This is a genomic window from Streptococcus sp. Marseille-Q6379, assembly GCF_965119505.1.
In genome coordinates, this window is the sequence record NZ_CBCPLV010000001.1 from 353,785 (window position 1) to 379,116 (window position 25,332).

24 protein-coding genes and 1 other annotated feature are annotated in these 25,332 nt (G+C 41.5%); of the genes, 18 read left to right on the plus strand and 6 right to left on the minus strand.

The annotated features are described in order from the left end of the window. Positions 1–12: 12 nt before the first annotated feature. The gene (locus tag ACWPVZ_RS01865; RefSeq protein WP_002885585.1) at positions 13–495 is read right to left on the minus strand and encodes an S-ribosylhomocysteine lyase; all 483 of its coding nucleotides are present in this window, start codon (positions 493–495) and stop codon (positions 13–15) included. A 143-nt stretch (positions 496–638) separates the two neighbouring features. Between ACWPVZ_RS01865 and ACWPVZ_RS01870 the strand changes: the two genes are divergently transcribed. From ACWPVZ_RS01870 to gorA, 5 genes are all read left to right on the plus strand, one after another. Beyond that, the gene (locus tag ACWPVZ_RS01870) at positions 639–2,246 is read left to right on the plus strand and encodes a ribonuclease Y (RefSeq protein ID WP_049553800.1); all 1,608 of its coding nucleotides are present in this window, start codon (positions 639–641) and stop codon (positions 2,244–2,246) included. A gap of 211 nt (positions 2,247–2,457) precedes the next feature. After that, positions 2,458–3,204, plus strand: coding sequence for a DeoR/GlpR family DNA-binding transcription regulator (locus tag ACWPVZ_RS01875; RefSeq protein WP_414341256.1), 747 nt, complete (start codon positions 2,458–2,460; stop codon positions 3,202–3,204). Next, positions 3,201–4,112: a 1-phosphofructokinase gene (pfkB, locus tag ACWPVZ_RS01880; protein ID WP_414341257.1), complete on the plus strand. Its 912-nt coding sequence runs from the start codon at positions 3,201–3,203 to the stop codon at positions 4,110–4,112. Before ACWPVZ_RS01875 ends, pfkB begins: the two co-directional genes overlap by 4 nt. Continuing rightward, on the plus strand, positions 4,109–6,085 hold the full coding sequence (locus ACWPVZ_RS01885; protein WP_073686145.1) for a PTS fructose transporter subunit IIABC: 1,977 nt from the start codon (positions 4,109–4,111) through the stop codon (positions 6,083–6,085). The genes pfkB and ACWPVZ_RS01885 overlap by 4 nt, the downstream gene beginning before the upstream one ends. 149 nt (positions 6,086–6,234) lie before the next feature. Further along, a complete protein-coding gene (gene gorA / locus ACWPVZ_RS01890; protein WP_073686144.1) occupies positions 6,235–7,587 on the plus strand; it encodes a glutathione-disulfide reductase in 1,353 nt (450 codons plus the stop codon). Between the two features lie 266 nt (positions 7,588–7,853). On the opposite strand, the gene ACWPVZ_RS01895 is transcribed toward gorA, so the two are convergent. Together ACWPVZ_RS01895 and ACWPVZ_RS01900 are read right to left on the minus strand one after the other, a co-directional pair. Further along, positions 7,854–9,110 carry a bifunctional folylpolyglutamate synthase/dihydrofolate synthase gene (locus tag ACWPVZ_RS01895; RefSeq protein ID WP_414341259.1) on the minus strand — a complete coding sequence of 419 codons (1,257 nt, stop codon included), beginning with the start codon at positions 9,108–9,110 and terminating at the stop codon, positions 7,854–7,856. A 44-nt stretch (positions 9,111–9,154) separates the two neighbouring features. Continuing rightward, entirely contained in the window at positions 9,155–9,616 is a 462-nt protein-coding gene (locus ACWPVZ_RS01900) for a DUF6556 family protein (protein WP_002890074.1), read from the minus strand. Positions 9,617–9,724: 108 nt separating this feature from the next. On the opposite strand from ACWPVZ_RS01900, the gene ACWPVZ_RS01905 reads away from it, so the two are divergent. The 13 genes from ACWPVZ_RS01905 (at position 9,725) to ACWPVZ_RS01965 (ending at position 22,647) form a co-directional block, all read left to right on the plus strand. Continuing rightward, positions 9,725–10,870 (plus strand): cysteine desulfurase family protein, encoded by a 1,146-nt coding sequence (locus ACWPVZ_RS01905; protein WP_414341261.1) that lies wholly within the window; start codon positions 9,725–9,727, stop codon positions 10,868–10,870. A 54-nt stretch (positions 10,871–10,924) separates the two neighbouring features. Further along, complete coding sequence (gene thiI / locus ACWPVZ_RS01910) at positions 10,925–12,148, plus strand: tRNA uracil 4-sulfurtransferase ThiI (RefSeq protein ID WP_002886671.1); 1,224 nt, start codon at positions 10,925–10,927, stop codon at positions 12,146–12,148. Positions 12,149–12,253: 105 nt separating this feature from the next. Further along, the gene (gtfA, locus tag ACWPVZ_RS01915; protein WP_414341263.1) at positions 12,254–13,765 is read left to right on the plus strand and encodes an accessory Sec system glycosyltransferase GtfA; all 1,512 of its coding nucleotides are present in this window, start codon (positions 12,254–12,256) and stop codon (positions 13,763–13,765) included. Further along, entirely contained in the window at positions 13,758–15,077 is a 1,320-nt protein-coding gene (gene gtfB / locus ACWPVZ_RS01920; protein WP_414341264.1) for an accessory Sec system glycosylation chaperone GtfB, read from the plus strand. Before gtfA ends, gtfB begins: the two co-directional genes overlap by 8 nt. Positions 15,078–15,081: 4 nt before the next feature. Next, positions 15,082–15,618 (plus strand): GNAT family N-acetyltransferase, encoded by a 537-nt coding sequence (locus tag ACWPVZ_RS01925; RefSeq protein WP_037597449.1) that lies wholly within the window; start codon positions 15,082–15,084, stop codon positions 15,616–15,618. Between the two features lie 112 nt (positions 15,619–15,730). Then, positions 15,731–15,805: a sequence feature (ribosomal protein L21 leader region), on the plus strand. A gap of 40 nt (positions 15,806–15,845) precedes the next feature. Then, positions 15,846–16,160 (plus strand): 50S ribosomal protein L21, encoded by a 315-nt coding sequence (gene rplU, locus ACWPVZ_RS01930; RefSeq protein ID WP_002885597.1) that lies wholly within the window; start codon positions 15,846–15,848, stop codon positions 16,158–16,160. Positions 16,161–16,195: 35 nt separating this feature from the next. After that, positions 16,196–16,486, plus strand: a complete 291-nt coding sequence (rpmA, locus tag ACWPVZ_RS01935; RefSeq protein ID WP_002885483.1) for a 50S ribosomal protein L27 — start codon at positions 16,196–16,198, stop codon at positions 16,484–16,486. 57 nt (positions 16,487–16,543) lie between these two features. Further along, the gene (locus ACWPVZ_RS01940) at positions 16,544–17,239 is read left to right on the plus strand and encodes a GNAT family N-acetyltransferase (RefSeq protein ID WP_414341266.1); all 696 of its coding nucleotides are present in this window, start codon (positions 16,544–16,546) and stop codon (positions 17,237–17,239) included. A 198-nt stretch (positions 17,240–17,437) separates the two neighbouring features. Beyond that, a complete protein-coding gene (locus ACWPVZ_RS01945; protein WP_002885550.1) occupies positions 17,438–17,812 on the plus strand; it encodes a DUF1149 family protein in 375 nt (124 codons plus the stop codon). A gap of 1 nt (position 17,813) precedes the next feature. After that, positions 17,814–18,656 carry a DegV family protein gene (locus tag ACWPVZ_RS01950; protein ID WP_414341268.1) on the plus strand — a complete coding sequence of 281 codons (843 nt, stop codon included), beginning with the start codon at positions 17,814–17,816 and terminating at the stop codon, positions 18,654–18,656. Positions 18,657–18,716: 60 nt separating this feature from the next. Beyond that, complete coding sequence (dapB, locus tag ACWPVZ_RS01955; RefSeq protein WP_049545670.1) at positions 18,717–19,484, plus strand: 4-hydroxy-tetrahydrodipicolinate reductase; 768 nt, start codon at positions 18,717–18,719, stop codon at positions 19,482–19,484. Beyond that, entirely contained in the window at positions 19,481–20,683 is a 1,203-nt protein-coding gene (locus ACWPVZ_RS01960; RefSeq protein ID WP_454380648.1) for a CCA tRNA nucleotidyltransferase, read from the plus strand. The genes dapB and ACWPVZ_RS01960 overlap by 4 nt, the downstream gene beginning before the upstream one ends. An 83-nt stretch (positions 20,684–20,766) precedes the next feature. Beyond that, positions 20,767–22,647: an ABC-F family ATP-binding cassette domain-containing protein gene (locus ACWPVZ_RS01965; protein ID WP_454380650.1), complete on the plus strand. Its 1,881-nt coding sequence runs from the start codon at positions 20,767–20,769 to the stop codon at positions 22,645–22,647. 85 nt (positions 22,648–22,732) lie between these two features. On the opposite strand, the gene ACWPVZ_RS01970 is transcribed toward ACWPVZ_RS01965, so the two are convergent. The 3 genes from ACWPVZ_RS01970 to ACWPVZ_RS01980 form a co-directional block, all read right to left on the minus strand. Beyond that, positions 22,733–23,236 (minus strand): HdeD family acid-resistance protein, encoded by a 504-nt coding sequence (locus ACWPVZ_RS01970; protein WP_002886681.1) that lies wholly within the window; start codon positions 23,234–23,236, stop codon positions 22,733–22,735. 68 nt (positions 23,237–23,304) lie between these two features. Further along, positions 23,305–24,066: an NUDIX domain-containing protein gene (locus tag ACWPVZ_RS01975; RefSeq protein ID WP_045001914.1), complete on the minus strand. Its 762-nt coding sequence runs from the start codon at positions 24,064–24,066 to the stop codon at positions 23,305–23,307. 58 nt (positions 24,067–24,124) lie between these two features. Continuing rightward, positions 24,125–25,231, minus strand: coding sequence for an AAA family ATPase (locus ACWPVZ_RS01980; RefSeq protein WP_156246387.1), 1,107 nt, complete (start codon positions 25,229–25,231; stop codon positions 24,125–24,127). Positions 25,232–25,332: the final 101 nt, after the last annotated feature.

Consider the following 25,332-nt stretch of genomic DNA (forward strand, 5'->3'; position numbering starts at 1 on the left):
CCAATGTTTTTTTTATACGGTATGGCGTTCGAAGGCTTGGTCTGAGATACCTTGTTCAAGGATAAGTTTAGCCCATTCCTTAGCTGAATGAAGACTGTGATCCTTGTAGTTACCACAAGATTCAATGGTTGTCCCTGGAACATCTTCCCATGTAATCTCGTTAGCGATAGCTTCAAGACTAGATTTGATAACTTTGGCAATTTCTGTAGGATCTTGTTTACCCCACATAATCATATGGAAACCTGTACGGCAACCAAATGGTGAGCAATCAATAAGTCCATCGATACGTTGACGGATCAGTTTAGCGAGTAGGTGTTCGATAGTATGAAGACCACCTGTATCAATACTGTTTTCATTGGGTTGGATCAAACGGATATCAAAGTTTGTGATGATATCTCCTTTAGGTCCAACTTCCTCTGAAATAAGACGGACATAAGGTGCTTTTACAATAGTGTGATCAAGTTCAAAACTTTCAACAGTAACGTCTTTTGGCATGGTAATACCTCCCTATTCTAATAGAGTTATGATACCACAAAATCAGTTTAAACTTCTAGTATTTATTTGAGAAAAAGCTATAAATATGATACACTAGAAGACGGTTTTCTTTAGGGAAACCTTAGAAAAGTTGAGGTAAAGACATGATAAACATGATAATTTTAGTTGTCTTTGCACTCATTGGTTTAGTCGTTGGATATTTAGCAATTTCTATTAAACTTAGCAAAGCTAAGGAACAAGCAGAAACTACCTTGCTAAAGGCAGAACAAGACGCTGTGAATCTTCGCAGTCAGGCAGAACATGATGCAGATCATCTGCGTGTGACTGCTGAACGCGAAAGTAAGGCTCAACGTAAAGAGTTCTTGTTAGAAGCAAAAGAGGAAGCTAGAAAATATCGAGAAGATATTGAAAAAGAATTCAAATCTGAACGTCAAGAGCTTAAACAAATGGAAAATCGTTTAACAGAACGTGCAACCAGCCTTGACCGTAAGGATGAAAATCTATCAAGTAAAGAACTTACCCTCGAGAAGAAAGAGCAGAGTCTTGCTGACAAATCTAAACATCTTAATGAGCGTGAAGAGAATGTGACTCAGTTGGAGGCTGAGAAGCAAGCTGAACTTGAACGTGTTGGTCAGATGACCATTGCAGAGGCGCGTGAGGTAATCTTAACGGAGACTGAGAATAATCTGACTCATGAGATTGCAACACGTATCAAAGATGCAGAAGCACAGGTTAAAGATACTGTTGATAAGAAGGCCAAAAACTTGTTGGCGCAAGCTATGCAACGCTTGGCTGGAGATTATGTTACTGAACAAACAGTAACTACTGTTCACCTTCCAGATGACAATATGAAAGGTCGTATCATTGGACGTGAGGGGCGTAATATCCGTACGCTTGAAAGTCTAACAGGTATTGACGTTATTATTGACGACACTCCAGAAGTGGTTGTCCTTTCTGGTTTTGATCCAGTTCGTCGTGAAATTGCACGTATGACTCTCGAGGCCTTGATTAAGGACGGTCGTATCCATCCGGCTCGTATTGAAGAGTTGGTTGAGAAGAGCCGTCAAGAAATGGACAACCGTATCCGTGAGTATGGTGAAGAGGCAGCCTACGAAATTGGCGCTATGAATCTTCATCCTGATTTGATTAAGATTATGGGACGCTTGCAGTTCCGTACGTCGTATGGTCAAAACGTCCTTCGTCACTCAGTTGAAGTTGGTAAATTAGCAGGTATCATGGCTGGTGAATTGGGTGAAAATGTTGCCCTTGCTCGTCGTGCTGGATTCCTTCACGATATGGGGAAAGCCATTGACAAAGAAGTCGAAGGTAGCCACGTAGAGATTGGTGCAGAGTTTGCACGTAAGTACAAAGAACATCCAGTTGTGGTCAATGCCATTGCCAGCCACCATGGCGATGTAGAACCTGAGAGCGTTATTGCAGTTATTGTAGCTGCAGCAGATGCTTTGAGTTCGGCTCGTCCAGGGGCTCGTAATGAATCTGTTGAGAATTATGTCAAACGCCTTCGTGATTTGGAAGAAATTGCATCAAGCTTTGACGGTGTTCAAACAAGCTTCGCCCTTCAAGCTGGTCGTGAAATTCGTATTATGGTTCATCCAAACAAAATCTCAGATGATGAAGTTACGATCTTGTCTCACAAGGTACGTGAACAAATTGAGAAGAATTTGGATTACCCAGGAAATATTAAGGTTACAGTCATTCGTGAATTCCGTGCGGTTGACTATGCCAAATAAGATAAGAGAGCCGAAAGGCTTTTTTATTTTGCCCTTCATACTGAAAGGGATATTCTTTTTGAAAATGTAAGAACTTTCTTATCAAATTGCGTCATTTTGGTAGATAAGTATTTCATAATGAAATATTTTGATTTTTTTTGACTGTTTCTAGTTGACAGTTATTAAAAATTTAGTATAATAGATTTTGTAAACGATTACAGAAGGAGAGATTATGCTAAAGTCTGAACGTAAGCAGATTATCTTGTCTCAGTTGAAACAAGATGGTTTTGTCACTTTGGAAAACTTAACTGTTTTGTTAAGTGATACTTCCGAGTCGACGATTCGTCGCGACTTGGACGAGTTAGCGGCAGATGGCCAACTTAAACGTGTTCATGGCGGTGCTGAAAGCATTCATGGTCTAAAGGAAGAAATTGCCAATAGTCAAAAAGCTATTAGAAACGTTCAAGAAAAGGCTCAGTTAGCTGGTTATGCTGCCGATTTGATTAAGGAAGGTGATGTCGTCTTTCTTGAGGCTAGTACAACAAATGAACTTTTGATTCCACATTTGGCTAATCGTCAGGTAACGGTTGTGACTAATTCTATCCACCATGCGGTTAAGCTGGTAGATCATGGTGTTAGCACTAGGATTGTTGGAGGAAAGGTTAAACATTCAACGGATGCTTCTATTGGAAGTACTGCTCAAGAGCAAATCAGACAACTGAATTTTGATTGTGCGTTCATTGGTGCTAATGGCGTTGATGCTAATTATTTCACCACACCAGACATGGAGGAGGCAGTTATTAAACGGACGGTTATAGCTAATGCGCGAAAAGCCTACGTTCTAGCGGATGCCTCTAAACTTGGTCAGATTACCTATGCTAAGGTAGCCGAGGTCGAGAAAGTAACCATAATTACAAATGCTTCGGAAGAAGAGCTCCTAAAAGAATTAAAAGAGAAAACGAGGGTTATTGAAGTATGATTTATACTGTAACGCTGAATCCATCAATCGACTTCATTGTTCGTATCGACAAAGTAGAGATTGGTGAAGTTAACCGCATGGAGAGTGATGATAAGTTCGCTGGCGGTAAGGGGATTAATGTTAGTCGTATTTTGCAACGTTTAGGTGTTGATAATACTGCAACGGGCTTCATCGGTGGTTTTACAGGACGTTTTGTGACAGATGGTTTGGATGCAGAAGCTATTAAAACTAAGTTTGTAGCTGTGGATCAAGACACACGTATTAATGTTAAAATCAAGGCTGATCAAGAAACTGAAATTAACGGTGCAGGACCTGTCATTAATGAGTATCAATTGGCTGAATTGGAAGCAGTTCTTTCAAGTGTAAGTGCTGATGATGTGGTTGTTTTTGCTGGATCAGCACCAAGCAATCTTGGAAACAAGGTCTATAACAAATTGATTCCACTAGTGCGTGAAACTGGTGCACAGGTTGTCTGTGACTTTGAAGGTCAAACCTTGCTTGATTCCTTGGCCTACCAACCACTCTTGGTAAAACCAAATAACCATGAGTTAGAAGCTATTTTCAATGTCAAACTTAATGGTTTGGCTGATGTTGAAAAATATGCGCGTGAAATCCTTGCTAAGGGTGCACAGAACGTTATCATCTCAATGGCAGGTGATGGAGCTCTGCTTGTCACACCAGAGGCTGCTTACTTTGCCAAACCAATTAAGGGGACAGTTAAAAACTCTGTTGGTGCGGGTGACTCAATGGTTGCTGGTTTCACTGGTGAGTTTGTTAAATCAGGGGACCCAATTGAGGCGCTCAAGTGGGGAGTGGCGTGTGGAACATCTACAGCTTTCTCAGATGACTTAGCGACAATTGAATTTATTAAAGAAACATACAATAAAGTAGAGGTAGAAAAACTATGAAAATTCAGGACTTACTGAACAAAAAAGTCATGTTGCTTGACCTTCAAGCAACTACAAAAGAAGCTGCTATCGATGAAATGATTAACAGCCTGGTTGACAATGGTGTTGTGACTGACTTTGATGTTTTCAAAGCAGGTATTATGGCTCGTGAAGCACAAACATCAACTGGTTTGGGTGATGGAATTGCTATGCCACACAGCAAAAATGCTGCAGTAAAAGAAGCGACAGTACTTTTTGCTAAATCTAATAAAGGTGTAGATTACGAATCACTTGATGGTCAACCTACCGACCTCTTCTTTATGATTGCAGCTCCAGAGGGAGCAAACGACACTCACTTGGCAGCTCTTGCTGAATTGTCAAAATACCTCATGCAAGATGGTTTTGCAGATCGTTTGCGTAAGGTGACTTCTCCAGATGAAGTGATTGCTGCTTTTAATACTGGCGAAGAAGAAGCACAAGCTGAGGAAGCTAAGAAAGCACAAGCTGTTAAAGAAGCAGCTTCAAGCGATAAACCACTTATCGTAGCTGTAACAGCTTGTACAACTGGTATTGCTCACACTTACATGGCTGAAGAATCACTGATTAAAACGGGTGAAGAAATGGGAGTCAATGTTCGTGTTGAAACTAACGGTGCTTCAGGTGTCGGAACACCATTGACTGCTGAAGAAATCAGTAAGGCTGTAGGTGTTATCGTAGCGGCAGACAAGGCAGTTGAAACAGCACGTTTTGATGGTAAAAAATTGCTTTCTAAACCAGTCGCTGCAGGTATTCGTCAACCTCAAGAATTAATCCAAAATATCTTGGATGGTAAGGCTGAAGTCTTCCATGCCGAAAATGCTGGAGCTGCTCAAGAATCAAGTGAGAAATTGAGCCTCGGTGGTGCCTTCTATAAACACTTGATGAGTGGGGTATCACAAATGCTCCCATTCGTTATCGGTGGTGGTATCATGATTGCGCTTGCCTTCTTGCTTGACCAAATCATGGGTGTTCCTAAAGATCAATTGTCACAACTTGGTTCTTACCATGAAATTGCTGCTCAATTCAAAGCAATTGGTGGTGCGGCCTTTGGTTTCATGCTTCCAGTACTTGCAGGTTACATTGCTTACTCTATCGCTGAAAAACCAGGTTTGGTTTCAGGTTTTGTAGCTGGTGCTATCGCATCAAGTGGTGCAGCCTTTGGTGGTGTTCCATTTGGTTCAGGTGGTAAAGCAACCCTTGCCCTTGCCGGTGTATCTTCAGGTTTCCTTGGAGCTCTTGTTGGTGGTTTCCTTGCAGGTGGTGTTATCCTCGTTCTTCGTAAACTCTTGGCAGGTATCCCACGTGCTCTTGAAGGAATCCGTTCTATCTTGCTCTTGCCACTTCTAGGTGTATTTGCTACAGGTTTCTTGATGTTGGCAGTGAATATCCCAATGGCAGCAATCAATACAGGTCTTAATAACTTCTTGTCAAGCTTGTCAGGAAGCTCAGCCGTATTACTTGGTCTCCTTGTTGGTGGTATGATGGCAGTGGATATGGGTGGACCAGTCAACAAAGCAGCTTATGTCTTTGGTACAGGTACTCTCGCAGCAACAGTAACTTCAGGTGGTTCAGTTGTTATGGCAGCAGTTATGGCAGCTGGTATGGTTCCTCCATTGGCAGTTTTTGTAGCGACACTCTTATTTAAAGATAAATTCACCGAAGAAGAACGCAACTCTGGTTTGACAAACATCGTTATGGGACTTTCATTCATCACTGAAGGTGCAATCCCATTCGGTGCAGCTGACCCAGCACGCGCTATCCCAAGCTTTATCGTCGGTTCAGCTATTACAGGTGCTCTCGTAGGTATGGCAGGAATCAAATTGATGGCACCACACGGAGGTATCTTCGTTATTGCCCTCACATCAAATGCCCTTCTCTACCTTCTCTTCATTTTGATTGGTGCTGTGGTATCAGGTATCCTTTTCGGATTTCTCCGCAAACCACTTGATAAATAAGATATGATTAAACAATCTCGTTGAGTACGGGGTTGTTTTTTTGTGTCGTAGCAGATTTTTGTCAGGGTACCTATTTTATGATAAAGTATAGGCAGAAATGGCTTATCTAGTAGCTAATACGCTGTATAAAGAAACATAAGAGGTAAAATATGGTAAAAGAATACGATTATATTGTCATCGGTGGTGGCTCTGGCGGGATTGCCAGTGCTAATCGTGCTGCTATGCACGGCGCTAAGGTTATTCTCTTTGAAGGAAAAGAGGTCGGCGGTACCTGCGTCAATGTGGGCTGTGTACCTAAAAAGGTCATGTGGTATGGTGCTCAGGTTGCTGAGACCCTTCACCGTTATGCAGGTGAGTATGGTTTTGATGTGACGGTTAATAAGTTTGATTTTGCAAGGCTTAAGGCCAATCGTCAGGCTTATATCGACCGTATCCATGGCTCTTATGAGCGTGGTTTTGATAGCAATGGCGTTGAACGTGTCTACGAGTATGCAAGATTTGTTGATCCTCATACGGTTGAAGTAGCGGGGGAGCTTTATACAGCACCCCATATCCTTATTGCAACAGGTGGTCATGCTCTTTATCCAAATATTCCAGGTAGTGAATATGGGATTACTTCAGATGGTTTCTTTGAGTTAGATGAAGTACCAAAACGTACAGCTGTTATTGGTGCTGGCTACATCGCCGTTGAGGTTGCTGGTGTTCTCAATGCTCTTGGTAGTGACACGCATCTCTTTGTTCGTAAGGATCGCCCATTACGTACCTTTGACAAGGATATTATCGATGTCTTAGTCGATGAGATGGCTAAATCAGGTCCGACCCTTCACACGCATGCTAATGCTACAGAAGTAGTGAAAAATGCTGACGATTCTTTGACCATTAGCTTTGACAATGGAGAAACGATTACTGTTGATTGCCTCATTTGGGCTATTGGTCGTGCAGCCAATACCTCTGGCTTTGGTCTTGAAAAGACGGGCGTTGAGTTGACTGAACGAGGTAACATTTATTCAGACGCCTTTGAAAATACATCAGTTCCTGGTATCTACGCCCTTGGTGATGTGACTGGTAAACTAGATTTGACGCCAGTTGCAATCAAGGCGGGACGTCAATTGTCAGAGCGACTCTTCAACAATAAAGCCGATGCTAAGCTTGATTACACTGATGTAGCCACTGTGGTCTTTAGCCACCCAGTCATTGGTTCTGTTGGTTTGACTGAGGAAAAAGCAATTGCTAAATATGGTGCGGAGAATATCAAGGTCTATAAATCTAGTTTCACTCCAATGTATACAGCTCTTGCAAACAATCGTCAGCCGTCAACTATGAAATTAGTAACACTTGGTGAGGATGAAAAAATCATCGGTCTTCATGGCATTGGCTACGGTGTCGATGAGATGATTCAAGGCTTCTCTGTGGCTATTAAGATGGGAGCAACTAAGGCTGATTTTGATAATACGGTTGCCATTCATCCAACCGGTTCAGAAGAATTTGTAACGATGAGATAAAAAGGTGGAGTCTGTCTAGCCAAATAGATAGACTTTTCTTTGTGTCTGAATGGCCTCAATTGAAAGTGATCGCAAGGAAGTCCCTTGCGAATTTCCATAGCCTTTTTGGCTATGGAAACCATTCATCCAACCGGCTCAGAAGAATTTGTAACGATGAGATAAAAAGGTGAAGTCTGTCTAGCCAAATAGATAGACTTTTCTTTGTGTTCAAATAACAACCTATATATTTTGTGTGTAACTGTATATTGTCTAAATAAAAAAGACCTTTAGGCCTTTCTTTCGTTTAATAAGTAGTTTCTTACTTCTGAGATAAAGTAAAGGGATCCTGTAACAACAAATAGGTCATCAGGATTTGCTGATTCAGCTTGTGCTAGCCAGTCTCTATAGTCGGCCGCACGTTTGAAGTCTTGGGGATAGTCATCCAAGGGCAGTGCTTCAAAAAAGTCAAAGCTGGTTACCGTTATGTCATACTCTTTCAGTTCTCCTAGTAAGTTTGCTAAAGGTTTTCGTCTAAGTCCTGCAAAGAGGATATGGATTTTACGATTGGCAAAGTTATCTTTTAGTACCTGTTTTAAGCTAGCAATTCCTTGAGGGTTATGGGCACCGTCTAGATAAATATTGTTTCCTATCCACTCACTACGACCAGGCCAGTGTGTGTCACAAATACCATCTTGAATGCTCTTATTAGTAATCTTAGGAAATGTTGGAGTCAAGAGATGGGCAGCAGTGACAGCTAACCCAGCATTGTTTTCTTGATGTCGTCCTAGCATTGGTAGCTTAAGATCTGGACTTTCCCAATGGTCATAAGAAACTTGGATCGTTTGATTGTCTTTCGGAAGCAGCTGAATTTCCCTATCAATGACGGCTAAAGGAGCTCGTAGGTCATGTGATTTTTGGTTGAAAAAATGTTCAACTTCTGCAGAGACACGACCAAGTAAGATAGGTGTGTTTTCTCGCATGACGCCTGCTTTATGATTGGAGATGTCCAAAAGGCTATTGCCCAAGGTTTCAGTGTGATCAAAGCCAATTGAAGTACAGATGACAAGCTCTGGCGAAAGGACATTGGTCGAATCAAGGCGTCCACCAATACCTGCTTCAATGATAGCCATATCAACCTGTTTAAGGTCGAAGTAGAGGAACATGAGTAAGGTGACCAACTCGAATTCCGTTGGTCGGTCAAAAGCAGTGTGCTCTTCTAAATCATCAAGAAGAACCTGAGCTTTCTCGACAAGGCTAATCAAATCCTTATCAGGGATTTCTGTACCGTTTATACTAATACGTTCGTTGAAACGAGTAATATAAGGTGAGGTAAAGGTCCCGACCTGATAGCCTGACTTTGTTAGGATATTTTGTAGGTAGCTTGTTGTTGATCCCTTACCGTTGGTACCGACAATATGTACCGTTGGAAAGTGAATCTGAGGATTTCCGGCTTGTTTCAAAAGCCAACGCATACGTTCGAGTTGAGGGCGACGGCCATTGCCCTTGAAAGAATGGATAAAATTTAGAGTTTCTGTATAGTTCATAGGATTATAGAAAAAAGGCAGGGTTTCCTAGCCTTTTACATGTCTTAGTTAGAAGCGGCGTCACCAGTTGTTGCGCCACCAGTAGTCGCATTGCCAGATGTTGTGTCTGCAGTAGCTGCTGATGAAGAGGTAGTCGTATTGCCACCCGTTGTTGTGTCTGCAGATGACGAATAGGTGTTAGTTCCTGCTTGGCTACTTGTTTGTGTTTCTGAATCAGTCGCATTGCCATAACTAGATGAAGCGGCGCTTGATTCTTGAGTCTTATTATTGCCTTCTTTGATGACTACAGTTGATTGATTGGCTGATGAATCAGAAGTGTCCTTATTTTTAGAGGCTGTGAAATTCATGATGGTGATTGAAGCCACGATGATTGACAAAATTGTCCCGACGGCAGTAAGGACTTTTTGGAAGGCAGTGAAGCCTTTTGTAACGTGTTCAGTTACCTTTGGGGCAGATTTTTTTTCTTCTTTTGATGAATGATTACGGCGTGAGTAATTTTCAGACATGATGCTCTCCTTAAAAATATTTCGTACTTTCTATTATATGATTTTCTCGCAAAAATTGCTAAAAAAATTATGCTATAATAAATAGTAAATAAAAATCGAGGAAAAATCATGATTTATTTTGATAATTCAGCCACTACGGTGCCTTATCCAGAGGCACTTAGAACCTATCAAGAAGTGGCTACTAAAATTTTTGGGAACCCATCCAGCCTGCACCAATTAGGAACATCTGCGACACGTATTTTGGAGGCTTCTCGTAAGCAAGTTGCGGACCTCATTGGAAAATCAGCCGATGAGATTTTCTTTACGTCTGGAGGAACTGAAGGCGACAACTGGGTCATTAAAGGAGTGGCTTTTGAAAAAGAACCTTATGGCAAACACATCATTGTTTCTGATATTGAGCACCCTGCGGTAAAAGAGTCTGCTAAATGGCTTTCAGAGCATGGTTTTGAAGTGTCCTATGCACCAGTTAATGAGCAAGGATTTGTGGATGTTGAAGCTCTTGCTGGATTATTACGCCCTGATACAATCTTGGTTTCGGTTATGGCCGTTAATAACGAAATCGGATCAATCCAACCTATTCAAGCTATCTCGGATATATTGGCTGATGAGCCGACGATATCTTTCCATGTGGATGCTGTTCAGGCCATTGGGAAGATTCCTGTATCAGCTTATTTAACAGACCGTGTTGACTTTGCAACTTTTTCTGGTCACAAGTTCCATGCTGTTCGAGGTGTCGGTTTTGTCTACAAAAAGGCAGGGAAAAAGATTACGCCGCTCTTAACAGGTGGTGGTCAAGAAAAAGACTTTCGTTCAACGACTGAGAATGTTGCTGGCATTGCGAGTATGGCTAAGGCCTTGCGATTAGTTACTGACAAAGAGGTGTTTTCTCTTCCGAAAATTGCCAAGATGAAAAAAATTATCTTTGACGAATTGGCTAAGTATGAGGACATTACTATTTTCTCAGGTGAGGGTGAAGACTTTGCGCCCAATATTTTGACCTTTGGAATCAAGGGTGTTCGTGGTGAAGTTATTGTCCATGCTTTTGAAGAGCATCAAATCTATATTTCAACGACATCTGCATGTTCATCTAAGGCGGGAAAACCAGCAGGGACTCTCATTTCTATGGGTGTTCCGACTAAATTAGCTCAAACGGCTGTACGTATCAGTCTTGATGATGACAATGATATGGGACAGGTAGAACAGTTTCTCACAATTTTCAAGCAGGTCTACGCCAAGACACAAAAAGTGAGATAGTAAGATTTAAGCAATTAAACAATAAAACTAAATTCAAATTTAAAAGGAAAAGGAATGACACTAACATATTCAGAAATTATGGTTCGCTATGGTGAATTGTCTACCAAGGGCAAAAACCGTATGCGCTTTATCAATAAACTTAGAAATAACATCAAGGATGTTCTATCCATCTATCCAGATGTTAAAGTGACTTTTGACCGAGACCGTGGTCACATCTACCTCAACGGTACAGACTATGAGCCAGTAGCAGAGTCTTTGAAGCAAATTTTTGGTATTCAAGCCTTTAGTCCTGTTTACAAGTTTGAAAAAGATGTCGAGGTCTTGAAAAAGGCTGTTCAAGACATTATGACTGGGCTCTATCGTGACGGTCTTACCTTTAAAGTGACTGCTAAACGTAGTGACCATGATTTTGTTCTCGATAGTCGTGAGCTCAATCTTACTTTAGGAAATGCAGTTTTTGATGTATTGCCTGACATTAAGGCTCAGATGAAGGGCCCAGATGTCAACCTTAAGGTAGAAATTCGTGCCGAGGCGGCTTATATTTCTCACGAGGAAATCAAAGGAGCAGGTGGACTACCTGTAGGGACTGCCGGTAAAGGAATGCTCATGCTTTCAGGTGGGATTGATTCGCCAGTGGCAGGTTATCTTGCACTTAAACGTGGTGTGGATATTGAAGCTGTCCACTTTGCAAGCCCTCCTTATACCAGTCCTGGTGCACTGAAAAAGGCTCAAGATTTGACCCGTAAGTTGACCAAGTTTGGTGGTAATATCCAGTTCATCGAAGTACCATTTACTGAAATCCAAGAGGAAATCAAAGAAAAAGCGCCTGAGGCTTATTTGATGACCTTGACGCGTCGTTTTATGATGCGTATTACTGACCGCATTCGAGAAGAACGTCGAGGTCTTGTGATTATCAATGGTGAGAGTCTTGGTCAGGTTGCTAGTCAGACTATGGAGTCTATGCAGGCGATTAATGCTGTTACATGTACGCCAGTGATTCGTCCAGTTGTCACTATGGACAAGTTGGAAATCATTGATTTGGCACAAAAAATTGATACCTTTGACATTTCCATCCAACCTTTTGAGGATTGCTGTACTATCTTTGCACCTGACCGTCCAAAGACTAATCCAAAAATCAAAAATGTTGAACAATATGAACGTCGTATGGATGTTGAAGCCTTGGTTGAACGTGCGGTTGCGGGAATCATGGTGACTGAAATCACACCTATTGAAGAAGCGCAAGACGAAGTGGATACACTTATTGAAGACTTGCTCTAGTCTAGGAGGATATAGTACTAACATAGTAGTATTTAGGTGCTACTAGAGTTAGGTATGTCCAAAAAGAAATGTCGATGTTGAGCTTTTACCCAGAAAGGAAAATACATGACTGTTTATAACATCAATTTAGGAATCGGTTGGGCATCAAGTGGTGTTGAGTACGCCCAGGCCTATCGTTCTACAATTTTCAAAAACACAGGTATTAAGGCCAAATTTGTCTTTATGGATATGTTCCTGCAGGACAATCTTTCTGATTTGACCCGTAACATGGGGTTTGAAGATGAAGACGTCATCTGGCTATACAGCTATTTTACAGACCTGAAAATTGCTCCAACGACCTATACTGTCAAGGATTTGGAAAAGGAAATCCCTTATGACATCACGCGTCGTGAGATTAATGGCAAGGTGGTTAAGCTCTTTTGTGCCAAGGAAGATATTTTCTACGCCGCTTATTTGCGTAAAGAGGGTGAAGATATCGTTCACCGTGTGGAAAAAGTATCGCGTGGTTGCTTAATTCGTAAAGACTTTTACTCTTACACTAAGATGTTCACGGAGTACTACACCCCTGTAGATAACAAGGCCCACCTCTATCAACGTCGTTTCTTCAATGAAGATGGCAGTATTGCTTATGATGAAATTGTTGATGGTAAGGATAGTGTCTTCCGTTTCCCAGATAAGATTTTGTCATCTAAACATGAATTTATCGCCTACTTCATGTCGCAACTTGGTCTAACTGACCAGGATATCGTTATTTTGGACCGTGCAACTGGCACAGGGCAGGCTGTTTTCCGCAATACCAAACCTGCTAAGCTTGGGGTTGTGGTCCATGCAGAGCACTTTAGTGAAAATGCTGTGACAGACAAGACTATTTTATGGAATAACTTCTATGAGTACCAATTCAGCAATGCAGATAAGGTTGATTTCTTCATCACAGCGACAGAGCGTCAACGTAGCATTATGCTAGATCAGTTCAACAAATACACACCATTTACACCTAATATCGTAACGATTCCTGTGGGAAGTTTGGATAAACTGAGAGAGCCTGAGGGAGAGCGTAAACCATTCTCAATCATCACAGCTTCACGTTTGGCCAATGAAAAGCACGTAGACTGGTTGGCTAAGGCTGTTGTTAAGGCTAAAGAAAGTCTGCCACAAGTGAACTTTGATATCTTTGGTACAGGTGCTGAAGAAGCTAAGCTTAAGGCCATTATCGAGGAAAATCACGCTCAGGATTACATCCATCTTAAGGGTCACCAAGATTTAACAGAAGTCTACAAGGATTACGAACTTTACCTATCAGGTTCTAAGAGTGAAGGTTTTGGCTTGACACTTCTAGAAGCTGTTGGATCGGGCCTTGGTATGATTGGTTTTGATGTCCGTTATGGGAACCAAACTTTTATCAAGGATAATGAAAATGGTTACTTAATCCCTCGATTTGAAAAAGATGACGAGCTTGCTATTGTGGCTGCCTTGGCAGAGAAAATTGTAGCTTTCTTCAATCGTTCAGATTTAGATCATGTTCATCAAGTCTCTTATGATATCGCCAAAGGCTTTTTGACAGAGGAAATCGAGCAGAAGTGGCTTAACTTAGTAAAGGAGATGACTAATCATGATTAATTTATTTGAGAACTATAGTCAAGGTAGTTGGGATCTCCATTACTCGCTGATTGTTGCTGGCTATGTGAATACAACAGTTTGTCTTTCAGATGATGGCTTTCTGCCTAGTGATGTGACCTCACCTTACCTTTATTTCACTGGTTTTGACAAGGTTCAAGGTTCTGCACTTTACTTTAATCAGGTTCCTGTGCCTGACTACTGGGAGATTTTAGGAACAAATAGCAACGCGGAAATCTTCCGTTTTGATAAGAAACGTGGTCATATTCACTATGCGCATCCTGCTCATCAGCGTCTAGTTAAAGCTGTGGATTGGTATGATGAGTCAGGTCGCCTGCGTGTGACTGATCGCTACAATAATAAGGGGTATCGTTTCTCACAAACAACTTACAATGTTAAGCAAGAAGCGACCATTACTAGTTATTTCACTCCAGACAACAAGGAAGTTATCGTCATTAACCATTTGACCAAAGACGTTATCTTGAATTGGAAAGACAAGGTCTACATTTTCAAAAACAAATCGGAGTTTGTAGTCTTTTATCTTAAAGAAGCTGGCTATGATTTGCGACGTATCCTTTATAACTCCTTGTCAACGCCTTTCTTGACAGCTATGAATCTTCCGAATTCTGGTCAAGATGTCCTCTTCTGGCAAGAGCCTATCACTGATTCAGTCCCTGGGAATATGCGCCTCCTTCTTGATAGCAATCACCGTAAAACTAAGATTGTAGTGCAAGAATACACAGCATATACGAATCTTCTAAAGTTGGTTAGTCCAGAGCAGGCTTCTCGCGTGGCTTTCCTTGGCTTCATGTATCCATTTGCTCGTCAGAATAATTTCCAAAATCAAGCACTGATCTTGACCAACTCAGATCAGATTGAACACTTGGAAAACATTGTTAGTGAAGTGCCTACCATGCACTACCATATTGGTGCAATCACTGAAATGTCAAGTCGTTTGATGGATTTAGCTAAATATAGTAATGTTAGCCTTTATCCGAATATTACAACAGAACAGGTTAAGCGTCTCTATCAAGAGGCTGATTTCTATTTAGATATTAACCACCAAAATGAAATCCTGTCAGCGACACGTGCTGCCTTTGAAAATAACCTGCTTATCCTGGCTTTCACGAACACAAGCCATGGTCCAGATTATACTGCACCAAGCAATATTTTCTCAGCTATGAATGCTGGGCAATTTAAACAAACCCTTAAAGAAGCCTTGGGCAACCGTGACTTCCTTAGTCACTTGCTTGATCGTCAACGTGAGCATGCTCATGTGGCGACACCAGAAGATTATAAGAAGGTTATTGGTTAGGGAAATGACACTAGAGGTTCGTAATATTTATCCTCTGACACCAACATTCAAGATGGTCGCTTCGCTTTATGAAGCGGCTTTTCCTGTGGAGGAGAGACTCCCACTTTGGCAATTGTCTTGGAACAGTTTGAAAAATGGACAATCTTTCTTGGCTTATTTTGATCAGGGAGTTTTTATTGGTTTTACCTATGCAATCTGTACTGATAACCTGGTCTACCTACTCTTTCTCGCGGTTAAAGAAAGTAAACAGTCTCAGGGATATGGCAGTCAGATTTTGGCACAAGTTAAGAAAAAAGCAGGGGTACGACCGTGTGTGCTTACGATTGAACCTATGGATGAGGAGCAAGTCTCTAATCGGGCTCAACGTTTAAAACGTTTAGCATTTTATGAACGAAATGGCTATCAGGCATTGAATCACTTCTATTTTGAAGGAAGTGAACGTTATCAAATTTTGACAACGGATAAGAGCCTTTCCTTAGTTGATCTGGAGCGGGCTTTAGCTAAGACTTTCTTAGGAAGATATGGAATAAGAGTTGATTAGGGTAATCGTTACTTTGATAAATTTCAATGAGCAGAATAAGAATAATCAAAATAACTTTTTCTCTTGTCATTAGAGGGAAAAAATGATAGAATTGTAACGTTGACTAAATGCACGTCCTGTGCAACCGCACGACTACTGTTTGCAAGTGGGTTCGTCCCCGCAGTACTAGGCGAGTCTTCACAGAGGGAAACCTCAGACACATTAAAAATTTTAATAGGAGGTGCATCATGAGCACATACGCAATCATCAAAACTGGTGGAAAACAAGTTAAAGTTGAAGTAGGTCAAGCGATCTACGTTGAAAAAATCAACGCTGAAGCTGGATCAGAAGTAACTTTTAACGAAGTTGTTCTTGTCGGTGGTGATAAAACTGTAGTAGGTACTCCAGTTGTTGAGGGAGCTACTGTTGTCGGAACTATCGAAAAACAAGGTAAACAAAAGAAAGTTGTTACTTTCAAATACAAACCTAAAAAAGGTAGCCACCGTAAACAAGGTCACCGTCAACCTTATACAAAAGTTGTTATCAACGCTATCAACGCGTAAGTTAGCGACTAATCACTAAGAAAGGACACAATCTTATGTTGAAAACTCTTGAAAACTTGCAACTTTTCGCCCACAAAAAAGGTGGGGGTTCTACTTCCAATGGTCGTGATTCACAAGCTAAACGTCTTGGTGCTAAAGCAGCTGATGGACAAACTGTATCAGGTGGATCAATCCTTTACCGTCAACGCGGTACACACATCTACCCAGGTGTAAACGTAGGCCGTGGTGGTGATGATACACTCTTCGCTAAAGTTGAAGGTGTTGTACGTTTCGAACGTAAAGGTCGCGACAAAAAACAAGTATCTGTATACCCAGTTGCTAAATAATTAAGCTAAAGTCTGCACTTTTGTGTAGGCTTTTCTTTATGAAAAAAGGAGAATCCTATGCCTTTAAATCACTACCAACAAGAAGTAGGGCCAAGTCTAGCAGATGCCAGTCCGGGTAAAATGCCAGATGTTGCTCTATTAGAAGGTCGTTATTGTAGCGTTGAACATTTGACAGTGGCAGAGCATTATGAGGACATTTTAGACTTTTACTTTACTAATCAGATTCTTTCGGATTGGACCTATATGTATGCAGACCCTTTTGAATCTGAAGAAGCTGTACGTCAGTGTTTGGAGGATTATGAGCAATCCCAGAATCCTTATTTCTTTGCCATCAGGGATAAGGCTTCAGGTAAGGTTCTGGGAACCTTTTCACTTATGGCTATTACACCCAAAAATCGCAGTGTTGAGATGGGGCGAGTGATTTTGGCACCTGCCTTACAAAAGACTCGAGCAGCCACAGAAGCTCAATATCTGCTTATGAAATATGTCTTTGAAGATCTTAACTATCGTCGTTATGAGTGGAAATGTGATAGTCTCAACCACCCTTCTGCCAATGCAGCCATGCGTTTAGGGTTCACCTATGAGGGGCGTTTTCGTAACCATGCTATCTATAAGGGACGTAGCCGTGATACGGACTGGTTCTCGATTATTGACAGTGAGTGGCCAGTACTTAAGAAACGATTTGAGAATTGGTTGTCTCCTGAGAATTTTGATGAACAGGGACAGCAGAAACGTTCTTTGAGGGATTGTTAGCTGTCAATGTAAGGCTCTTTTCTGATGAAGGAGCCTTATTTTAGTGTTCTTAGACCTAAATCAAAGCTCCTACTTTTCTAGTGATTATTATTGCTGTCAAACTCAGTCTAAATACTCATTTTTCTGTCAATAATATTCCCATAATAAAGCATATTTATGCTATAATAAAGAGTAATTGTATCAAGGAGAATATGACTAATGGATTTAATTCGCGAAAAAGTATTTGTTAACCGTTACCACTATGATGTTCGTAACCATGAGTGGGAAAAAGAGAATGGTGTGCCTAAAACAAATGTTGAAGTAACTTTCCAGTTGCACAATAAAGATGAAGAAGCTAACAATACGTCTGTTGTAGCTGTTTTGCAATTTATGATTGTCCGTGATGAGTTTGTTATCTCAGGGATTGTTTCTCAAATGGACCATATTCAAAACCGTATCGTCAATGAACCAAAAGACTTCTCACAAGAAGAAGCAGAAGCCTTGGCTGCACCGCTCTTGGATACGCTTCAACGTTTGACTTATGAAGTAACTGAAATTGCCTTGGATCGCCCAGGTATCAACTTGGAGTTCTAAGATGTCTCTTGCAGTTATTACGGATTCATCGGTTAATCTCCCTGCTGAGATTCAGGGCCATGCTGATGTTTATGTTTTAGATATTCCAGTCATCATTGAGGGGCAGCCTTTTGTTGAAGGAAAAAACTTGGATGTCAATCAGTTTTATGAACAAATGGCAAACTCTGAGGAACTGCTCAAGACATCACAACCAAATCTAGCTGACTTGGATAACTTGCTTATGGAGTTGGAGGCGGAAGGTTATACCCATGTCATTGGGCTTTTCCTTTCTTCAGGAATCTCTGGTTTTTGGGCCAATAGTCAGTTTTTGATTGAGGACCATGCCAAGTTGAAGATTGCTTTTCCTGATACAAAAATCACAGCAGCTCCTATGGGAGTTATGGTGAGAAACGTTTTGCATTGGTCAGCCCAAGGAATGTCTTTTGAGAACATTTTGAAGAAGCTTGAGGAGCAAGTTGACCAAACGACGGCCTATATTCTTGTGGATGATCTTAATCATCTGGTTAAGGGTGGTCGTTTGTCGAATGGTTCGGCGATTTTAGGAAATCTTTTGTCTATCAAACCTATTTTGAATTTTAATGACGAAGGAAAAATCGTTGTTTTTGAAAAGGTGCGTACAGAGAAGAAAGCTGTGAAACGTTTGGTTGCCCTAGCTGAGGAAAATCGTGAAATGGAGCTTAGTATCCTTCACACTAATGCTCCTGAAAAAGCTGAGGAATTTAAAAGACAGCTAGAAGCACAGGGAATTAGTGTTTCAACAGTGGTATCCTTATGTGCCGTAATTGCGACACACTTGGGTGAAGGAGCACTAGTGTTAGGTCTAACACCTAAATTTACCAAATAAGTACTATCCATGTGGGATGGGGCTTGTCTATGATTAAGATCAATAGAGAGGAAAAATGACATGTCTATTAAAGTTATTGTTGCTGGATTTAAAGGAAGAATGGGTTCAACTGCGGTTGAGATGGTCAAGGGAGATGACGAATTGACTTTGGCTGCCTTGCTTGACCCATTTGCGACAGAAAAAGAAGTGGACGGTATTCCTGTCTTCACAGATAAAGCGGATTTGGTTGGCTTTGATGCAGATGTCTGGGTGGATTTCACTATGCCTGCTGTTGCCTATGAAAATACTCGTTTTGCTTTGGAGAATGGTTTTGCACCAGTTGTGGGTACAACAGGATTTACTGAAGCACAAATTCAGGAATTAACAGACCTTTCTAAAGACAAGTCTATTGGTGGTTTGATTGCGCCTAACTTTGCTATTGGTGCGATCTTACTTATGAAGTTTGCGGCAGAAGCTAGCAAATATTTCCCAGATCTTGAAATCATTGAGCTTCACCATGATAAGAAAAAAGATGCGCCTTCAGGTACAGCAGTGAAAACGGCTGAACTTATTCGTGAGGTTCGCGAGACTAAACGTCAGGGAGCTGAGGATGAGGTGGAAACACTTGCTGGGGCACGTGGTGCGGAGTTTGATGGTTTCCGTATTCACAGTGTGCGTTTGCCAGGTCTTGTGGCTCACCAAGAGGTTATCTTTGGTGCCCAAGGAGAAGGATTGACCTTGCGTCACGACTCTTACGACCGCATTTCCTTTATGGGTGGTGTTAATCTTGGGATTAAAGAAGTTGTTAAACGTAATCAGCTTGTTTATGGTTTGGAACATTTACTATGAGATTAAGTTATTTGCCTTCTGAATTTCAGAAGGCTTTACCAATATTAGAGAAAATTAAGGCTGCAGGGTTTGAGGCTTACTTTGTTGGTGGATCGGTCCGCGATGCCCTTCTCAACCGTCCCATTCACGATGTTGATATTGCTTCGTCTTCTTATCCTGAGGAGACTAAACAGATTTTTGAGCGTACGGTAGACATTGGTATTGAGCATGGGACCGTTTTGGTCTTGGAAAATGGCGGTGAGTATGAGGTGACGACCTTCCGAACAGAGGACGTCTATGTGGATTACCGTCGTCCGTCTAGCGTGTCCTTTGTGCGTTCATTGGAAGAGGATCTTAAGCGTCGTGATTTTACAGTCAATGCTTTTGCTCTTAATGAAAATGCTGAGATTATTGATAAGTTCAATGGTCTTGCTGATTTGGACAACCGTGTCTTAAGGGCTGTTGGTAAGGCTGAGGAACGCTTTAACGAGGATGCTCTTCGCATCATGCGGGGCCTACGTTTTGCAGCGAGCTTAGATTTCGATATTGAAGAAAAGACCTTTGAGGCTATGACCACCCATGCTCCTCTTTTGGAAAAGATTTCGATTGAGCGAAGTTTCATCGAATTTGATAAGTTGCTTTTGGCTCCACATTGGAAAAAGGGAATCAAGGCACTTCTAGCGACTAAGGCTTATCAGTACCTTCCGGATTTTCAAGAAACTGCTGAAGAATGGCAGTCTTTTGTGGCAGACTATGTGGAGGACTTTAGATTTACAAGTTCTGAACAGGCTTGGGCGGCAACTCTTTTGGCTCTCAAGCATGATAATCCACGCTCTTTCCTTAAAAAATGGAAGACGTCTGTTAATTTCCAAAAGATAGTTCAGTCCTTGATTGAGATTTTCAATTTCCGTTTGGAGAGAGCCGTGACTAAACAAGATGTTTATCAGTATGGTAAGGAGCTCTTAGAGGCGGCTGAAACTTTGAGACAGGCTCAGGGCTTGGATGTCGATTATGAGCGTATTGCCGATTTGGATGGTCAGTTGCTCATCCATGATAAGCACGAAATCGTTGTGAATGGTGGCACACTGATGAAGGAGCTAGGATTCAAACCTGGTCCGGATCTTGGTCGTGCACTTAAAGCCATCGAAAATACCATTGTTGATGGGAAGCTAGCTAATGACAAGGAAGCCATTATGGCCTTTGTTCAAGCGATGAAATAAGTCTATGGACGTTATAAAAATGACACACCGCTACAGAGCATGCGTAGGATCCGTAGCGGTGTTATTTGTAAGAAGGAAGTAAGATGTCAGATTTTATTGTTGAAAAATTAACCAAGTCCGTTGGAGACAAGACGGTTTTTAAAGAGATTTCATTTATTATCCATGATTTGGATCGTATTGGGATTATTGGTGTCAATGGGACAGGTAAGACAACCTTGCTAGATGTTGTCTCTGAGCGTATTGGTTTTGATGGTGATGTGTCACCTTTCACTAAGGCTAATGGCTATAAGATTGCTTATTTGACTCAGGAGCCAGAATTTGATGATAGCAAGACAGTGCTTGATACGGTCTTGTCCTCAGACCTTCGTGAGATGGCTTTGATTCGTGAATATGAAACCCTTATGGCAGATTATTCTGAAGAGAATCAAGCTCGCTTGGAGAAGATTATGGCTGAGATGGATAGTCTGGATGCTTGGTCCATTGAGAGCGAGGTTAAGACAGTTTTGTCTAAGTTGGGATTGTCAGACCTCTCGCAAAAGGTCGGGGACCTCTCAGGTGGTCTTCGTCGTCGTGTGCAGTTGGCTCAGGTTCTCTTGAATGATGCAGATCTTCTGCTCTTGGATGAGCCAACCAACCATTTGGATATTGATACTATTGCTTGGTTGACGAATTTTCTCAAGTCTTCTAAAAAAACGGTACTCTTTATTACCCACGACCGTTATTTCTTGGACAATGTGGCCACACGTATCTTTGAGCTAGACCAGGCTAATCTGATTGAATACCAGGGAAATTATCAAGACTATGTGCGTCTAAAAGCTGAACAAGATGAACGAGATGCAGCAGCTCTCCACAAGAAAAAGCAACTCTATAAGCAGGAGTTGGCATGGATGCGAACGCAACCACAGGCACGTGCGACCAAGCAACAAGCTCGTATCAATCGTTTTAAGGAGCTTAAGGGTGAGGTTCACCAAACGGTCAATAATGACGATCTTGAAATTAACTTTGAGACTAGCCGTATTGGTAAGAAGGTAGTGAACTTCGAGCATGTCGATTTTGCTTATGAAGATGGCAAGCAAATTCTCAGTGATTTCAATCTTATCATGCAAAACCGTGATCGTATCGGTATTGTTGGGGATAATGGTGTCGGGAAATCGACCTTGCTCAATCTGATTAATGGTGACCTTGTGCCTACAGCTGGTGTTCTGGATATTGGTGAGACGGTACGTATTGGTTATTTCTCGCAGCAAATTAAGGACATGGATGAGAGCAAGCGTGTCATTAACTACTTGCAAGAAGTTGCAGATGAGGTTAAGACAACGGTTGGAACAACTAGTATCACAGAGCTCTTAGAGCAATTCCTTTTCCCTCGTTCTACCCATGGGACACAGATTGCTAAGCTCTCTGGTGGGGAAAAGAAACGTCTTTATCTACTTAAGATTCTGATTGAAAAGCCTAATGTTCTGCTCTTGGATGAGCCGACAAATGATTTGGACATTGCGACTTTGACGGTTTTGGAAAACTTCCTTAATGGTTTTGGCGGCCCTGTCGTTACCGTAAGTCACGACCGCTATTTCTTGGACAAGGTGGCGAACAAGATTCTAGCCTTTGAAGAGGGTGGTGTGCGTGAGTTCTTTGGTAACTACACTGACTACCTCGATGAAAAAGCTTTCTTACAAGAGCAAGCAGTCCTCTTAGAGAAGGAAAAAGAGCAAGCTAGCGTTAAAGTTGAGAAAGTCAAAGAAGACAAAAAACGCATGAGCTACTTTGAAAAACAAGAGTGGGCGACTATCGAGGATGAGATTGCTGACCTTGAAGCCAAAATCGAAGAGATTGAAGCAGCCATGCTTGAAAATGCTAGCGATTATGGACAGTTAGCCACCCTCCAACGAGACTTGGATGCTGCTAACGAAACCTTGCTTGAAAAGTATGAACGCTATGAGTATTTGAGTGAGCTAGAAGGATAAGCTCTTTAGTAATCAAAGTATGACAAAAGCCCTGCAAATGTGAATTGCAAGGCTTTTTTATGTTTATGTAGTGACTATTTTCTTCCTACCACAAGCGGAACGAAAAGGAGAGAACAGAGACCCCCGCGAAGATAATTAAGGAAGCTACCAAGCGCCCAATAAGAAAGGCTGAGAAAAACGGAGCACTAAAGAGCAGGAGTCCAAAGACTAGACAAATCAAGGCGATTGATAGGGCAGGTTGACCTGAGAATCCGAATTGACGTTGGCGATAAGCTTGAAAGCCTTGCGTAAATGCTGAGACAAGAAGCCACCAAGCGATAATGGTTACAGCTACGCCCGAGAGTACCCATGCTGATGTTGATAGCAGGATAATACCAAAAACGATGGAAATGATACTCTGAAGCAGTTGGAAGAAGGAGCGGTTTTCGTTATCTCGTTTAAAATAAACCATGAGACTTGAAACACCAGACACCAGCATCACTAGGGCAAATAGCCAACCAACGATGGCAAGAAGATTTGTAGGATTAGCGAAGAAAAAGACACCCAAGAGTGTAATGAGAATTCCACTAATCAATGTAAAACTTTTCATAGGATACCTCTTATTAATTTTCTTAATACTACTATGTAAGTATCAAATTGTCAAACAAAGACCTTAGTTTAGAGTGGCTTGATATGATATGTGTAGGTGGCAGCCTTTCTGGTTCTAGTAGCTACCTGACGACCTGTTTTTTGGAAGAGGTGTTTAAAGCGACGCAAGAAATTTGTGGAATCCATCTTGAGGTAGTCTTCATTGAAGGTACCAAAAAGTTGGCGGTAGGTGGTCAAGGTGTTTTCCTCGGGCATAATGGAAAGGATAGTTGGATAGTATTCGAGTCGTCCCTTGATACGTTCCATAGCTGTTAAGAGAATTTCCCAATGGTCAAAGGCAAGGTCATCATGTGACAGCGTCTTATCACCATCAACAAGTTGCAGTTGACCGTCTACCATGGCAATGTCTAACCAATGCGTAGACGCTGCATCGTCGGCAGCCTTTTCCACTTGAATGTCATTGAAGGTCATGAAGCAGAGGTAAGCCACTGTAATAGTCCACATTCGAGGATCCCGATAAGGTGTTCCCACAGTAATAAGTTGCTCAATATGATTAGGATTGAGTGTAATGGATGTTTCCTCCTGTACTTCGCGACAGACAGCTAGATTGAGATCTTCTTGCTCCTGAACGAAGCCACCACTGAAGGCGTATTTCCCCATGAAGGGATGGTTTTTTCGCTTGATAAGTAAGGTTTGGACTCTTCCTTCATAATAGCGGAAGATGACCGAGTCAACGGTCACTGAGGGCTTAACGTACTTATCCATTTCCTCTCGCTGATAGATGTCCAAAAATTCCTTTTCGCTACCAGAGTTTTCGAAGGTTCTAGTCATATGTTTCCTCCATGTTTGTATTGTAAGTTTTAAGTGATGATTACGTTGGATTGGTCTTTTAAATCTCGATGTGCAGACGTTCTTTGATTGCTTTTTTGGCATTGTGGTAGTTGTCCGCAAAGAAGCTGTCACTATTACTATTTTCCCCTAAAATAACGATTTTATCCTTGAATGGTGATAGGAGGTCTAAGAGATGCTTGGTAAACCAGTCACGTGTTTGGCTATCAGCCATAGTCATGTCACGGAAGCCATCATCCACATAGTTTGATTTTGGCAGAATTACAAAAATCAAATCCCATTTTTCACGAGCTTGAGTTACTTGATAGAGCCGATCCAGCATATCAAATTCTTCTTTAGAAATATTTTCTTTCAAATAGTAGTCGATATAAACTTTTGTGACTGTTGAGTTGGTATCGGCAAAGATAAGTCCTGAGTGCTGCCCTTTATCAATGATATCAGAGGTCTGGGCATATTGATCTGTTAGGAGGTGAATATAATCGTTAGTATCTAACTCGTCATCTCGTACATTATACTTTTCTTGATATTCCCTAGCATATTCAAGAGAGCAGGGAGCGTTGTAAGTTCGGGCCAAATCTTTAACAAGAGTAGTTTTTCCACCGCTAGCAGAGCCCACGACAAGAACCTTATGAGTAAAGTGACGACGGAAAGGCTTGGTGATAAAACGCCAATTTTCCATAGGATTGTCGCGAATCTCGGTAGCAGAGATGTTGATAATAGAGCGTTCGATGAGTTCTACCTGAGCTTGAGGATAATAGCGATTGAGCTCGGTCACGTACTCTGGCTCTCCAACATAGAAGGTAATCTTTTCAGGATTATCCGTATTTTTAGAGATAAGCTCTTTGACACGATTAACCCAAGGTACCCATCCCTCGGGATAGGCTGGCATCCCAGCCTCATCCAATTTATCCACAACGACTAATTCATCATCATAGAAAACTTCTCGAACATAACGGAAACGGCGGTTGAGTGATAGGCCTGCACGTGTCCCCCGATCTTCTTGTGTGTTGCTGCCACTTACGATGACGAGCACATTGTCATTAGCACGTTTTGCCTTGGTAATAAGGTCAACGTGCCCAACATGCATTGGAGCGAAAGTTCCAAAAACAATGCCGATGTGCTTTCCTGATAATTGCTTTCTTTTCATAAAAAATGATCCTTTTCGAGATTTAGTAAAATTACTAAATTCATAATAACATAGTTGGGGATCTTTGTAAATGTAAAAATAGTAAATTTACTAAATTGTTT